Here is a 13,160-nt window from a genome sequence, read left to right as displayed (position 1 = left end):
TTTCGTTTATAAGTAGTCCGAGGCACGAGTATGTCCAATTGGTTGTTGCCAGAGAGCCTGGCTGATATCTTGCCTGCAGAGGCGCGTCGCATCGAAGAGCTGCGCCGCGATTTGCTAGACTTGTATCGTACTTACGGGTTCGAACTGGTCGCTCCGCCGCTGGTGGAGTATCTGGAATCCCTGCAGGCGGTTTCTGGCACAGATTTGAATCTGCGGACCAGCAAAGTCGTCGATCAAATCTCGGGTCGTACGATGGGCGTACGCGCCGACATGACCCCCCAGGTAGCTCGTATTGATGCTCACTTGCTTAACCGCGAAGGCGTGACTCGGCTTTGCTACTGTGGTTCGGTCTTGCATGCTCGTCCGGCTGGTTTGCTGTCGGACCGTGAGCTATTGCAGATCGGCGCGGAAATCTTCGGCCATGCCGGTATCGAATCCGATCTGGAAGTGGTGCAACTGGCGCTGGAAAGCGTGGGTCGGGCAGGGGTGCATCATCCTCGTCTGGACTTGAACTACCCCGATCTGGGGCGCTTCCTGATCGAGCGCGATCCTATTTTGAAAACCCGCGTGGCAGAAGTGTGTGAGCTTCTGAACGCCAAGGATGTGTCGGGCCTGCGCGCCCTGGGGCGTGAATCGGGCTGTTTGCCTGAAACCACCCGTTATCTGCTGGCTTTGACCTCGCTGTACGGCGATGGCAGCGTGTTGGAGCGTGCCCGCAGTGTTCTGCCGGACGAGCCCGAAGTGCGCGAAGCCCTGGGCAGCCTGCGCAGCTTTATTGATGCCTTGCCCGGCCACGAGATTACGGTGGACCTGGCCGATATCGGCAGCGGTTATGCCTACCATTCGGGCCTGATCTTTTCGGTTTATGCGGAAGGCTGGCACGATGCCCTGGTCAAGGGCGGACGTTTTGATGGCATTGGCCGCATGTATGGCCGTGCCCGTCCTGCAACCGGTTTCAGCCTGGATTTGCGCAAGCTCTCGGCTGGCCTGCCGCCGGCTCAGGCGGCCCGCGCTGTACGTGCCCCCTGGGGCAATGATGCGGCCCTGAGTGCAGCGGTCAAGCAGTTGCGTCAGAACGGTGAAATTGTGATTCAGATGCTGCCCGGTCAGGAGCTGAATCTGGATGAATTCGTGATCGACCGCGAGCTGGTCTTGTCGGACGGTCAGTGGCAAGTTAGGGCGCTGTAAACCAGACGGTTTATGGCGCTGGTGATTGTTATCGGTCCGGCACCGCGCCGGCCTCCTTTATTCTGATACTAGACATGAGCAAAAACCTTGTGGTGATTGGCACCCAGTGGGGTGACGAAGGCAAAGGCAAGATCGTCGACTGGCTGGCCGAGTCCGCGCATGGCGTGGTTCGTTTCCAGGGTGGGCATAACGCTGGCCATACATTGTGGATTAATGGCAAGAAGACAATTCTGCGCCTGATTCCTTCGGGCATCATGCACGAGCACGTCACTTGCTACATTGGCAATGGCGTGGTGCTCTCGCCCGAAGCCCTGCTGACCGAAATTGCCGAGTTGGAAGCGGCCGGTCTGGACGTGCGTTCGCGCCTGCAGATCTCGCCCGCCTGCCCACTGATTCTGCCCTACCACATCGCTGTGGACCAGGCTCGTGAAAAGCGTAAAGGCGACGGGAAGATTGGTACGACCGGCCGCGGTATCGGCCCAGCCTACGAAGACAAAGTGGCACGCCGTGCCCTGCGTGTTCAGGACTTGTACGACCCCGAAATCTTCGACGAGAAACTGTCGGAAGCGCTGGATTACCACAACTTCGTGTTGACCCAGTACCTGGGCGCCGAAGCGGTCTCCGCCGAGCAGGTTCGTGATCTGGCCATGAAGCACGCTGAACAGCTGGCTCCTATGGTGGCTGACGTGTCCAACAACCTGTACCAAGCCAAAAAAGCAGGGCAAAAGCTTCTGTTTGAAGGTGCTCAAGGTGCGCTGTTGGATATTGACCACGGTACCTACCCCTTCGTTACCAGCAGCAACTGTCTGTCCGGTGCGGCTTCTGCGGGTTCGGGTGTCGGTCCTCAGGAACTGAGCTACGTGCTGGGCATTGCCAAGTCCTACACGACACGTGTGGGTTCGGGTCCATTCCCAACCGAATTGCTGGATGACACCGGCATGCGTCTGGCTACCGTGGGCAAGGAATTTGGTTCCGTAACCGGCCGTCCCCGTCGTTGTGGCTGGTTTGATGCGGCTGCCATGAAGCGCTCGGTCATGATCAACGGTATTTCCGGACTGTGCATCACCAAGCTGGACGTGCTGGACGGCGTTGAGCAAATCAAGATTGGTGTGGGTTACCGCTACAAGGGCGAGTTCCTGGACGTTTTGCCTTACGGTGCACACGCGGTTGCTGAAGCCGAACCTGTTCTGGAAGAAATGCCCGGCTGGACCGAGTCCACAGTGGGCGTGACCGACTACGACAAGCTGCCTATCAACGCTCGTCGTTATCTGGAACGTATTGCTGAACTGTGCGATGTGCCTATCGACATGGTTTCCACAGGGCCAGATCGCAACGAAACTATTGTATTGCGCGATCCGTTTACCAAATAAGCGATTTATCGCGGTATAATGCCTTGCACCGTTGTACGGTGCGTACAGAGCGGCCTGAAGGGCCGCTTTGTCGTTCTGGACGCTGCGTTGGCCTACCAGACTCTTGTTTTGCAGGTACCAAAGCGCAGCTAGTGCATTTATATCTGGAATACATATGAGTCTGCCCCCAAATAGCGATACTGATGAATGGGTTTCCTGGGAACAATACAATCGCCTGATTGAGCAATTGGCCCTGAGCATTCACGAATCAGGCTGGAAATTCGACAAAATTGTTTGCCTGGCTCGAGGCGGCATGAGAGTGGGAGACGTTATTTCGCGCATCTATGATGTGCCCTTGGGTATTTTGGCCACCAGCAGTTATCGTGAGGCCGCCGGTACCGAACAGGGCGATCTGGATATTGCGCAATACATCACCATTACCCGTGGCACCTTGGATGGCAATGTGCTGCTGGTCGATGATATGGTCGATACCGGCAAGACTTTTATGCGTGTACGCGATCACTTGCGTGCACAGTTTCCTGCGATCACCGAGCTGAAAACCGCTGTTTTGTGGTGGAAAGGCCACGCACAAGTCGACCCAGACTACTACGTGTCCAAGTTGCCCACAAATCCCTGGATTCATCAGCCTTTTGAGGACTACGATAGCATTCGCCCTCATCAGCTGGACGCCTGGATCCGTAAGGGTACAGGTCAGGCTTGATCGTTGGTATTCAGATACTTGGTGGATAGCCTAATTGCGCCTTGCTTGGTGTATGCCTGCAATCGTGCTACCATGTTGGGCTATCTGTTACGCTAACTCTTTTTACAAAGGTCAGGGATTACATGTCCATTGTTCGCCTGAAAGAAAACGAACCTTTTGAAGTTGCTTTGCGCCGCTTCAAACGCACTATTGAAAAAACCGGTCTGTTGACCGAGCTGCGCTCGCGCGAATTCTACGAAAAGCCAACGGCTGAGCGCAAGCGTAAACACGCAGCCGCCGTGAAGCGCCACTACAAACGCATCCGCAGCCAGCAACTGCCCCCACGCTTGTATTGATCCCTGAATCTTTTGTTCAGGAACTGCTCGCCCGTGTCGATGTCGTAGATGTCGTCGGGCGATATGTGCAGTTGCGTAAAGGCGGGGCCAACTTGCTTGGCCTGTGCCCTTTTCACAACGAAAAATCCCCTTCATTTACAGTCAGTCCGACCAAGCAGTTTTACCATTGCTTCGGTTGCGGCGCTCACGGATCGGCTATCTCGTTCCTGATGGAACACACCGGGGCTTCATTCCCCGAGGCGGTACGCAGCTTGGCTGGGTCCGTCGGAATGACTGTGCCCGAAGCAGATCGCACCCCACGCCAACGTGCTGCCGATGCGCGTCGTAAAGACGAGCTATCGCGCCAGCATCATATTCTTGAGACGGCACAGGGGCATTACCTGCGTCAGCTAAAACAATCTCCCATTGCGATCGATTATTTAAAACGTCGTGGCCTGGATGGGGAGACGGCTGCCCGTTTCGGCCTAGGCTGGACAGGTACCGAGCGACGCGGGCTATCGGCTGTTTTTCCGCAATACGAAGACAAGCAACTGGTTGAGTCCGGCTTGGTGATCGAGTCCGAGGATGGTCGTCGCTACGATCGTTTTCGTTCGCGTGTCATGTTCCCGATCCGCAGTACCAAAGGCCATATCATTGGCTTTGGTGGCCGTCTGATCGAAAAAGGCGAACCCAAGTACCTGAACTCACCAGAAACGACGCTGTTTTCCAAAGGGCATGAGCTTTACGGCTTGTGGGAAGGGCGTCAGGGCATACGCCAAGAAGGCTTTGTCCTGATTGTTGAAGGTTATATGGACGTGGTGGCGCTGTCGCAACATGGCTTGCACAACGCTGTGGCGACATTGGGCACCGCGACCACCGAACACCACATCACCAAATTAATGCGCGCCAGCGACAGGCTGGTGTTCTGCTTTGATGGTGACAGGGCTGGGCGCAAAGCTGCCTGGCGTGCCTTGAATACCTGCTTACCCTTGGTTCGTGATGATGTCTCCATCCGCTTCATGTTTTTGGCGGATAACCACGACCCGGATTCGTTTGTTCGTGAGTACGGCGCGCAAGCGTTTCGCGAGCAAGCCCAGCAAGCAGCGGCGTTATCACGCTTTTTCCTGGATGAACTGGCTGCCCATCATCGTATGGACGAGGCAGAAGGTCGCGCGGCCTGTGTACACGAAGCGTTGCCTTTGTTGCTGGAGCTGGCCGACAGCACTTTGAAGGTGCAGATTCAACATGAATTTGCCCGCATGGTGCTGCTCACTCCGGAAGAGCTGGCGCAGCGTTTGAGTACGGTAGAGCCGTTGCGTCGAGCTGTTGTCGATACGCCACCGGCACAGGACGGCCTGGTCGCCAGGCCTGCTGTACCGATACAAGCTGCGCCCGCAACGGATGAGATGGCCCCGTTTGAGGACGGCTTTGATGGTTCCTTTGCCGACAGTTTGCCGATGGATGGTTGGCAAGATGAGCCCGATTGGCAGCCTCAGGAACAATACCAGGAGCGGCCGGTTTCAGGGCGAGGCAAGGGTGGCAAGAATAATCGCCAACGGCAAGAGCGTGCTGTCCTCGGTGGCAGCCGTACCGTGACCCCGATGGCCAAGCGATTGCTGCGCTTGCTTATTGGGCATCCCACTTTGGTGGGAGGACTAGGCGATCAACAGCTTGAAATTTTGGCACAAAGCCCCCACTTACGGTTGGTGCAAGAGCTGATCGCCTTAAGTAATATCAGTTCGGCGCGTCACGCCGGCGCGTTGCTGGAGGCCGTGGACCCCGAGTCTGACTTGGCCCCAGTGCTTGAGGCGCTGGCCACGGAGCTTTTGGGCGAGGAAGAATTGCCCGATCCCCAAGGCGAATGGCGTGATGCGCTGCATCGCATCGAACTGGATGCGATCAAGGCAGAGCAGTCGGCATTGATCACTACGGGCTTGAAAGAGCCCGAGCAGCGTCAGCGTTATCAAGAATTGACACGCCGTATTGCTTTGTTGAATGCTGCTTATACTCGGCAAGTGAAGTAAAATAATGGGTTATGTGTGGTGTTTGTGGCCGGCCAGGGGGTTAAAACTGGTACGCAAGCAAATGCGGCGGGTTAGCGGATTGTGAACCACCTTATGCCTTGAGCCCATGAGCCAGGGATTAAATGACTTAGGGTTCGCTCGCGCAACACGCCCAGGCGCAAGCCGGTTGTGAACACGCTCATCATCAGGCTCTTTTGCCTGTACGACTCGGTGGCTACACATTTAGTGCCACAGGGGTAAATGGCGTCTATGGAAGAAAATATGACTCAAACGACTGGTAAAACCTCGACGACGGTCTCTCGGTCTGCTAAGAAAACCTTGGCCGCGACAGCAAAATCAGGGGCATCAAGCTCGGTAGAGCTCGATGAGCTTCACGAAAGTGGAGAGCCAGGCGCAGCGCCTGCCAAAAAGGCAGCTAAAAAGGCGGCTGCTAAAAAAACGGTAGCTAAAAAAGCGGCTGCCAAGAAAACAGCGGCTAAAGCCGCTACCGGCGGTCGCCGTGGACGTCCTGCAAAAAATGCCAATAACGACGGTATCGATTTTGTCGATGACGACGAAATGGGCGAAGAAGAGGTCATTCCTGATCTCAAGCCGGTGGCCAAGCGTGGTGCCAAGCGCGCCAAAGCCGAAAAAGACGTTTTTGGGGTACGTGGCCAACTGAGCCCTGAAGAACAGGAAGCCCGTCGCAACCGCCTCAAAGCCCTGATCAAGCTGGGTAAGGATCGCGGTTACCTGACCTACAGTGAAATCAATGACCACCTGCCCGATGATCTGGTGGATGTCGAAGCCATTGATGGCATTATCGGCACCTTCAGTGACATGGGTATTTCGGTTTACGACCAGGCTCCCGACGCTGATACCTTGCTCATGAGCGATAACGCGCCCATGGCATCCAGCGACGACGATGTTGAGGACGAAGCTGAGGCTGCGTTGACCACGGTGGATTCCGACTTCGGTCGCACGACTGACCCTGTGCGTATGTACATGCGCGAAATGGGCTCGGTGGAACTGCTGACTCGCGAAGGTGAAATTGAAATCGCCAAGCGTATCGAAGATGGTCTGAAGCACATGGTGATGGCGATTGCCGCCTGCCCAACCACGGTTAACGAAATTCTGGCCTATGTTCAGCGTGTGCGTGAAGGCGTCATGCAGATCGACGAAGTGGTTGACGGCCTGGTGGACGATGATGGCGAGGAATACGCCGGTTCCGGCGTGAGCGCTGACGATGAGGACGAAGGTCCAGCCGGCGGCATGAGCAGCAAGCAGATTGAATACCTGCGCAACAAGTCGCTCAAGAAATTCGACATCATTGGCGAATGGTTTGACAAGATGCGCGTGTCTTTCGAGACCGATGGCTACAAGAGCCCCGGTTACGTGCAGGCACAGGAAACCATCCTGAACGAATTCATGGGCATTCGCTTTACCGCCAAGATGGTGGAAAAGCTGGCCGACACCATGCGTGAGCAGGTTGCAATTGTGCGTCAGCACGAACGCGAAATCCTGAACATCTGTGTGGATCGTGCTGATATGCCACGTGCGCATTTCATCAAGGCTTTCCCAGGCAACGAAACCAATCTGGATTGGGTGGTGCAAGAGGTTGCTGGCAACCACGCTTACAGCGCCATTCTGGAACGCCATATCCCTGCCATTCAGGAAGTTCAGCAAAAGCTGATCGACCTGCAAACCAGCGTTGTTCTGCCTTTGAAGGATCTCAAAGAAGTCAACAAACGCATGACCACCGGTGAAGCCAAGGCTCGTAAAGCCAAGCGCGAAATGACCGAGGCCAACTTGCGTCTGGTGATCTCGATTGCCAAGAAGTACACCAACCGTGGTTTGCAGTTCCTGGATCTGATTCAGGAAGGCAATATCGGTTTGATGAAGGCGGTGGACAAGTTTGAATACCGTCGTGGCTACAAATTCTCCACCTATGCAACGTGGTGGATTCGTCAGGCCATTACGCGTTCGATTGCTGACCAGGCCCGCACGATTCGTATTCCGGTTCACATGATCGAAACGATCAACAAGATGAATCGTATCAATCGTCAGATCTTGCAGGAAACCGGCGTTGAACCCGATCCCGCAACCCTGGCCCAGAAGATGGACATGCCCGAGGACAAGGTTCGCAAGATCCTGAAAATCGCTAAAGAGCCCATCTCCATGGAAACGCCTATCGGTGACGATGACGATTCCCACTTGGGCGATTTCATCGAGGACAACAACACTGTTTCGCCATCGGATTCGGCTTTGCACGGTTCCATGCGCGACGTGGTGAAAGATGTCCTGGATTCCCTGACGCCACGCGAAGCTAAAGTGCTGCGCATGCGTTTTGGTATCGAGATGAGCACCGACCAGACTCTGGAAGAGGTGGGCAAGCAGTTTGATGTCACGCGTGAGCGTATTCGTCAAATAGAGGCCAAGGCTTTGCGCAAGTTGCGTCATCCTAGCCGTGCTGATAAGTTGAAGAGCTTTCTGGAAAGCCAGTAAGTCTTTAGCTTGTTTGCTTAGGCAAAATAAAAAACCCGGCCTTTTCAGGCCGGGTTTTTTTTGTGCTCAGTGACCTGCCTTTTGAAATGTCTTTTCAAGGGTTGGGCCTTGCGCTCGATAAAAGCTTACTTGTTCTTTAGACTTGCCTGTCGCAATGAGTTTTATTGCTTTGGACGACGCTGTTAGCATAGATGACCTTGCTGTTTCAGAAGATCATGACGGATCCAGATCCAGCTTGAATACGCAGCCTGTGCCGTTCGGTCCACCTTGTACGCTCAAGCTCCAGCCTTGAGCCAGCGCCAGTTGGCGGGCCAGTGCCAGTCCGATGCCTCTGTGGCCCTTTGCACGCAGTCCTGTGGGCAGTTGCTTGCCTTGGCTGAAATGGCGCTCAAAAATCAGAATTTGATCTTGCTTGGCGATGCCGGGGCCGTCATCTTGCAAAGCCAGGACGGAGGGCGCAATCCAGCTCAGTTGTAGTTTGCAGGGTGCGGCATGGTCGATGGCGTTGCGCATCAGGATGCGCAGCAGCATGGACAGGGCATAGGGGTCCAGGGTGTAGAGCAAGGTGTCGGGCACCAAGTTGCTCCAGCGTACTTGGTGGCTATTCGCATCCAGCAGGGCGACGGCCTGCCAGGTTTGTTGAGCCAGTTCGTGAACGTCCACCTCGCGCACATGGCGCTCTGCGGTATAGGCCAGGCTTTCGGCGGCATCCAGACTGGCGGTGACCGCATCGGCTTGCGTCATCATGCGTTGTAGACGCTGTTGTTGTGGGCCTTCGGGCAGTTGCAGCAACAAAAGCTCGCAATCACTGCGTATGGCGGTGAGCCCTGTACGGAGTTCATGGCCCAGATTAGCGGCGAACTCGCGTTCATGAGTCAGCAGTTCTTCAACCTGCTCCTGCATGCGATTAAAGGCCCGGATCAGACGTCCAGCCTCATCGTCCTGGTGCTCGGGCAGGCCGGAGCGCCCAGGTGCCCAGTTTTCCAGGTGACGGGACAGGGTCAGCATGGGAGCCACGGCGTGGCGAGCGACCCGGCGTCCGAGCAAAAACACCAGCAAAATCGTGGCAGAACCGATCAGGAGCAGAATCAGACCAAACTCGCGCACCCGGTCTTCGTGAGGGGTGGCGCGATACACCAGATACAGTTGCCCTTGCTCTTTATCCTGGCGCAGTACGTGCCAGGTATCGCTGCCTATATGGAACTCGTAAATCCCCGGTCTGGGGACGCGGGCAAATTCAGGTAGGTTTTCCAGGGTTTGGCCTGGCAGGAACCAGTAGCTGTCCAGTTCTGCCCCCAAGGCTTCGCTACGGTTGTAGGCGCTATCGGGCAAGAGGCTAGGGTTGCGGGCGTAGGAGATCAGCATGGCATTGACCATCTCGTCTTCCATGCGTGCAAAGGCCACATAGGCCAGCCCACCCATGATGATGACCAACAAGGCGGCAATCAGGGTCAGGGCCCAGGACACGCGCTGGGTGAGGGTGCTCATGAAGCGGCTTCGGCGTGGCGCTTTGGCCATCTCTTAACTCTCCTGTTGCAAGCGCCAGCCCATACCAGGCAAGGTTTCGACGGTACCTGCACCTGCTTCGGAAAGAGCACGGCGCAAGAGATGGATTTGGCTGCGCAAGGCCTCGGGTGAAGGCGCACCCTGAGGCCACAGTGTTTTTTCCAGAGAGCGGCGAGTCAGAATGGCTTGCGGGTCGCGTAACAAGGCTTCCAGCAACTGGCGGGCTTTGAAGCTCAGGTGCAGCTCTTGTCCATCCACACTGACCAGCGCCGTATCCAGGTTGTATTCCAGACTGCCCCAATGTAGCGAACCGTGCTGTACTTGTGGTGGGCCACGACGCATCAGGGCGCGTAGCCGCGCCTCGACTTCGGCCAGAGCAAAGGGTTTGATCAGATAGTCGTCGGCTCCCAGGTCAAAGGCGGTGAGTTTGCTTTCGAGCTGGCTGCGAGCCGTCAGGACTAACGTGGGGATGGGCGTTTGTTTGGATTGGCGCAGGGCCTGGAGGACACCGAAGCCATCCAGACCGGGCAGGCCCAGATCCAGTACCAGCGCATCAAAATCCTGCTCTTGCAGCAGTGTCAGCGCACCATTGCCGTCGTAGGCGGCATCCACCACGAAGCCTTTCAGCTCCAGATAGGTATAAAGATTTTCGGCAATGGTGGTATCGTTTTCAACAATCAGGACACGCATGACAGCTTGTTCCACAGGGTTGGGACAGTTCTTGTTCAGCTTACTGCACTTGGGAGCGATCAGGGTAGACGCAGAAGTACGGGTACCCAGCCATTTATCTGCAAGCACTGAGCCAGGGCAAAGACGGGCCAGATCAGGAAGTAGGGCAAGGCGTCGCGCAGGGTACGGGCCAAACCTGTCAGGGACACACGCAGCTCATCTGGGCTGTTCCACAGGCTCAGGCGTGGGGCCAGACGAGGGACGCGCTGGCAGTAGTCCTGATAATCCTGGCCAAAAACCTTTTGCAGCAAAACCTGCTCTTCGTCGATCACATTATTGAAGACGGCGTAGACAAATAGTGCCAACACGGGACCAAGCAGCAGGCTGCCAGATAGTGCGCCCATGCCGGTGACAGCACAAAGTGAGAACAGATACAGCGGGTTGCGGCTGATGGAGTAGGGGCCTTGGCTGATCAGACTGGAGCCTTTGTGCCCACCCAGGTACAACATACACCAGCAACGGCCCAGGACGGCAATCAGCACCAGACCTAGACCGGCCATGCGGGTGAATTGAAAGACCAGCGAATCGCTGGCCCAGGTGGGGGCAAAGAAAGGCAGAATCACGACCATCAGGCCACCAAACACCCCCAAGGTTCGACGACGCTGTACCTGAATGCTGGCCAGATGTTCCCAGGCCTGTGCGACGGTGGCGCGCTTGCTATGGGAAGCAGACCAGCGTTTGGGGTTCACAATCAGCGGATAGAAGGCCAAGCTGCCTAACAACCAGACAATGGCCAGCGAGGCAAAGACCTGCGGCAGATCGAGACGTTCTTGGTCGGTTTCCAGCAAGCCCAGCAAGAACGCGCACAGCAGGCCTGCCAACAGGCCACCCCAGCGCAGGCGGGACTGGTTCAAGGCCCAGCCTGCAAAGTACAAATGCAGTAGACCGGCTCCCACCGCTACGACTGCCCCCACACCCAGCAAGGGTTTGATTTCGGGTATCGACAGGTACATGGACGGCAGTCCGTAGGAGGAGGCAGAGCGCTGCAACATCAGCATCAGCAAGGGAACGGCCAGGAACAGGGCGGTGCCGAGCAGCATGATGCGCTTGCCTGCCACGGCATCCTGTCCACGCAAACGCAACAGTTTCCAAGCGGCAAATGACAGTCCGGCGGCGGCAATCAGGCCGGTCAACAAGCCTTGCGCCTCTTTCATTTCATGGGCCATATGGCCGGGCTGATGGCTGATAGCCAGCAAGGGGTTAAGCGGTGACCAGTCCTGAGTCAGGCTGGCCAACCAGAGAAACAAGAAAGTGACCCCCAGAACCTGGGTTAACAGGTAGAACAAAGCGTTGCGCTGCACCTGAATAGATGTGCCGGACATAAAGAAATCTCGCCAAGAATTCGAGGGAACCGGAACTGGTTCTCTGCTGACGGGCTCAATGTATCGTTGGCAGCGTAAAATCCGCGTGAAATCGTAATGTGCTTTGGCGGGCCGATAAGGAAGAAAACTCGTTCCCGGCTTCAGTCATGGGGGGAGGATAGAAGCCGGGCATGCGTTTTTGGGTCTGCTTTAGTGATCGCGCTGATGCACACAGCGGCCTGCGCTGTAGCTGGCTTGAATGCAACGATCGTCACCCAGCAGGGCCAGTACGAACAGTTGCTCTTCCAGCGAGTTCAGCATGGTGCTGCGGCGCGCCATCAAGGGCGTTGCCTTGGGATCCATCACAATAAAATCGGCCTCGGCACCCGGAGCCAGCGTACCGATTTGGCCTTGCATGTCCAGCGCGTGGGCAGCGCCTTCGGTGGCCATATAGAACATGGATGCGGCGGTCAGGTGGTAATTGTTCAGACGGGCTACCTTGTGTGCTTCGTTCATGGTGCGCAGCATGGAGAAGGACGTACCGCCGCCCACGTCGGTGGCCAGGGTGTGCAGCACCTTGCTGTGGCGAATGGACTGGAAGTCGAACAGGCCGGAGGCCAGGAACAGATTGGACGTGGGGCAGTGGGCCGCGATACTGCCGGTATCGTGCATGCGGGCGCGGTCTTGCTCATCCAGCCAGATGCTGTGGCCGTAAATAGCACGGGGGCGCAGCAGGCCAAAGCTGTCATATACGTCCAGATAGCTGCGGTTCTTGGGGAACAGCTCGCTCACCCATTTGATTTCGTCCTTGTTTTCTGCCACGTGGGTTTGCAGAAAGACATCGGGATAGGCGCGGGCCAGTTCACCACAAGCGGCCAATTGTTCCGGGGTGGAGGTAGGGGCAAAACGGGGGGTCAATGCGTACAATTGGCGGCCCTTGCCGTGCCAGCGCTTGATCAGGTCTTCCGAGTCGCGTGCGCCCGACTCGGCGGTATCTTGCAGATAGTCCGGGCAGTTGCGGTCCATCATGACCTTGCCCGCAATCATGCGCAGATTGCGCTCGTGGCTTTCTTCAAAGAAGGCATCCACGGATTGACGGTGCACACTGCCGTAGACCAGAGCGGTGGTCGTGCCGTTGCGCAGCAATTCGTCCAGAAACACGCCAGCTACTTCGCGGGCATGGTCGCTATCGCCAAAACGGCCCTCAGTCGGGAAGGTATATGTTTCCAGCCAAGGCAGCAGGCCGCTGGCAGGGGAGGCAATAATGTCGGTTTGCGGGAAGTGCAGGTGGGTATCGATCATGCCCGGCATGATGATTTTCCCGCTCAGATCCACGGTTTTTGTACCGGCAGGCAGGCTGCGCGACAGTTCGGCCCAGTCGCCACAGGCCTGAATCTGGCCTTGCTCGTTGACCAGCAACAGACCATCACTGTGGTAGCGCACGGCTTCGGAAGGATCTTCCAGTGTGGCGGGGTCTGCAACAAAGTACAGCAGTTGGGCACGGTAGGCGCAGGCGGAGTGTAAAGAGGTAGTCATAGTGTCCT

Annotated in this window: 10 protein-coding genes; 6 read left to right on the top strand and 4 right to left on the bottom strand. The window is 56.5% G+C overall.

The window, feature by feature from the left end:
- The first annotated feature begins 30 nt into the window (after positions 1-30).
- The 6 genes from CA948_RS06780 to rpoD all read left to right on the top strand — a co-directional run bounded on the left by CA948_RS06780 (position 31) and on the right by rpoD (position 8,080).
- Positions 31-1,188, top strand: coding sequence for an ATP phosphoribosyltransferase regulatory subunit (locus tag CA948_RS06780; RefSeq protein ID WP_108727646.1), 1,158 nt, complete (start codon positions 31-33; stop codon positions 1,186-1,188).
- A 74-nt stretch (positions 1,189-1,262) separates the two neighbouring features.
- Positions 1,263-2,558, top strand: coding sequence for an adenylosuccinate synthase (locus CA948_RS06775; protein ID WP_009455867.1), 1,296 nt, complete (start codon positions 1,263-1,265; stop codon positions 2,556-2,558).
- A gap of 154 nt (positions 2,559-2,712) precedes the next feature.
- Positions 2,713-3,258 carry a phosphoribosyltransferase gene (locus CA948_RS06770; protein ID WP_021446480.1) on the top strand — a complete coding sequence of 182 codons (546 nt, stop codon included), beginning with the start codon at positions 2,713-2,715 and terminating at the stop codon, positions 3,256-3,258.
- A gap of 122 nt (positions 3,259-3,380) precedes the next feature.
- Complete coding sequence (gene rpsU / locus CA948_RS06765; RefSeq protein WP_003799344.1) at positions 3,381-3,593, top strand: 30S ribosomal protein S21; 213 nt, start codon at positions 3,381-3,383, stop codon at positions 3,591-3,593.
- Positions 3,590-5,596, top strand: a complete 2,007-nt coding sequence (gene dnaG / locus CA948_RS06760; protein ID WP_108727645.1) for a DNA primase — start codon at positions 3,590-3,592, stop codon at positions 5,594-5,596. The genes rpsU and dnaG overlap by 4 nt, the downstream gene beginning before the upstream one ends.
- Before the next feature lie 261 nt (positions 5,597-5,857).
- Positions 5,858-8,080: an RNA polymerase sigma factor RpoD gene (rpoD, locus tag CA948_RS06755; protein ID WP_094198377.1), complete on the top strand. Its 2,223-nt coding sequence runs from the start codon at positions 5,858-5,860 to the stop codon at positions 8,078-8,080.
- Between the two features lie 213 nt (positions 8,081-8,293).
- Here rpoD and CA948_RS06750 read toward each other — a convergent pair whose 3' ends face one another.
- The 4 genes from CA948_RS06750 to guaD form a co-directional block, all read right to left on the bottom strand.
- Positions 8,294-9,568: a sensor histidine kinase gene (locus CA948_RS06750; protein WP_159086125.1), complete on the bottom strand. Its 1,275-nt coding sequence runs from the start codon at positions 9,566-9,568 to the stop codon at positions 8,294-8,296.
- 33 nt (positions 9,569-9,601) lie between these two features.
- The gene (locus CA948_RS06745; RefSeq protein ID WP_108727643.1) at positions 9,602-10,276 is read right to left on the bottom strand and encodes a response regulator transcription factor; all 675 of its coding nucleotides are present in this window, start codon (positions 10,274-10,276) and stop codon (positions 9,602-9,604) included.
- A gap of 59 nt (positions 10,277-10,335) precedes the next feature.
- Positions 10,336-11,637, bottom strand: coding sequence for a methyltransferase family protein (locus CA948_RS06740; RefSeq protein WP_230017845.1), 1,302 nt, complete (start codon positions 11,635-11,637; stop codon positions 10,336-10,338).
- A 189-nt stretch (positions 11,638-11,826) separates the two neighbouring features.
- Positions 11,827-13,152, bottom strand: coding sequence for a guanine deaminase (gene guaD / locus CA948_RS06735; protein ID WP_108727642.1), 1,326 nt, complete (start codon positions 13,150-13,152; stop codon positions 11,827-11,829).
- Between the last annotated feature and the right edge of the window lie 8 nt (positions 13,153-13,160).

Source organism: Alcaligenes aquatilis (genome assembly GCF_003076515.1).
Taxonomy (GTDB): domain Bacteria; phylum Pseudomonadota; class Gammaproteobacteria; order Burkholderiales; family Burkholderiaceae_B; genus Alcaligenes; species Alcaligenes aquatilis.
Note: the sequence above shows the minus strand (reverse complement) of the source record. Positions and strands in the feature narration are given on the sequence as shown.

Coding starts and splice junctions, on each gene's coding strand:
- rpsU (WP_003799344.1), top strand. CDS start 3,381: ATGTCCATTGTTCGCCTGAAAGAAAACGAACCTTTTGAAGTTGCTTTG.
- CA948_RS06745 (WP_108727643.1), bottom strand. CDS start 10,276: ATGCGTGTCCTGATTGTTGAAAACGATACCACCATTGCCGAAAATCTT.
- CA948_RS06770 (WP_021446480.1), top strand. CDS start 2,713: ATGAGTCTGCCCCCAAATAGCGATACTGATGAATGGGTTTCCTGGGAA.
- CA948_RS06780 (WP_108727646.1), top strand. CDS start 31: ATGTCCAATTGGTTGTTGCCAGAGAGCCTGGCTGATATCTTGCCTGCA.
- CA948_RS06775 (WP_009455867.1), top strand. CDS start 1,263: ATGAGCAAAAACCTTGTGGTGATTGGCACCCAGTGGGGTGACGAAGGC.
- CA948_RS06740 (WP_230017845.1), bottom strand. CDS start 11,637: ATGTCCGGCACATCTATTCAGGTGCAGCGCAACGCTTTGTTCTACCTG.
- rpoD (WP_094198377.1), top strand. CDS start 5,858: ATGACTCAAACGACTGGTAAAACCTCGACGACGGTCTCTCGGTCTGCT.
- guaD (WP_108727642.1), bottom strand. CDS start 13,152: ATGACTACCTCTTTACACTCCGCCTGCGCCTACCGTGCCCAACTGCTG.
- CA948_RS06750 (WP_159086125.1), bottom strand. CDS start 9,568: ATGAGCACCCTCACCCAGCGCGTGTCCTGGGCCCTGACCCTGATTGCC.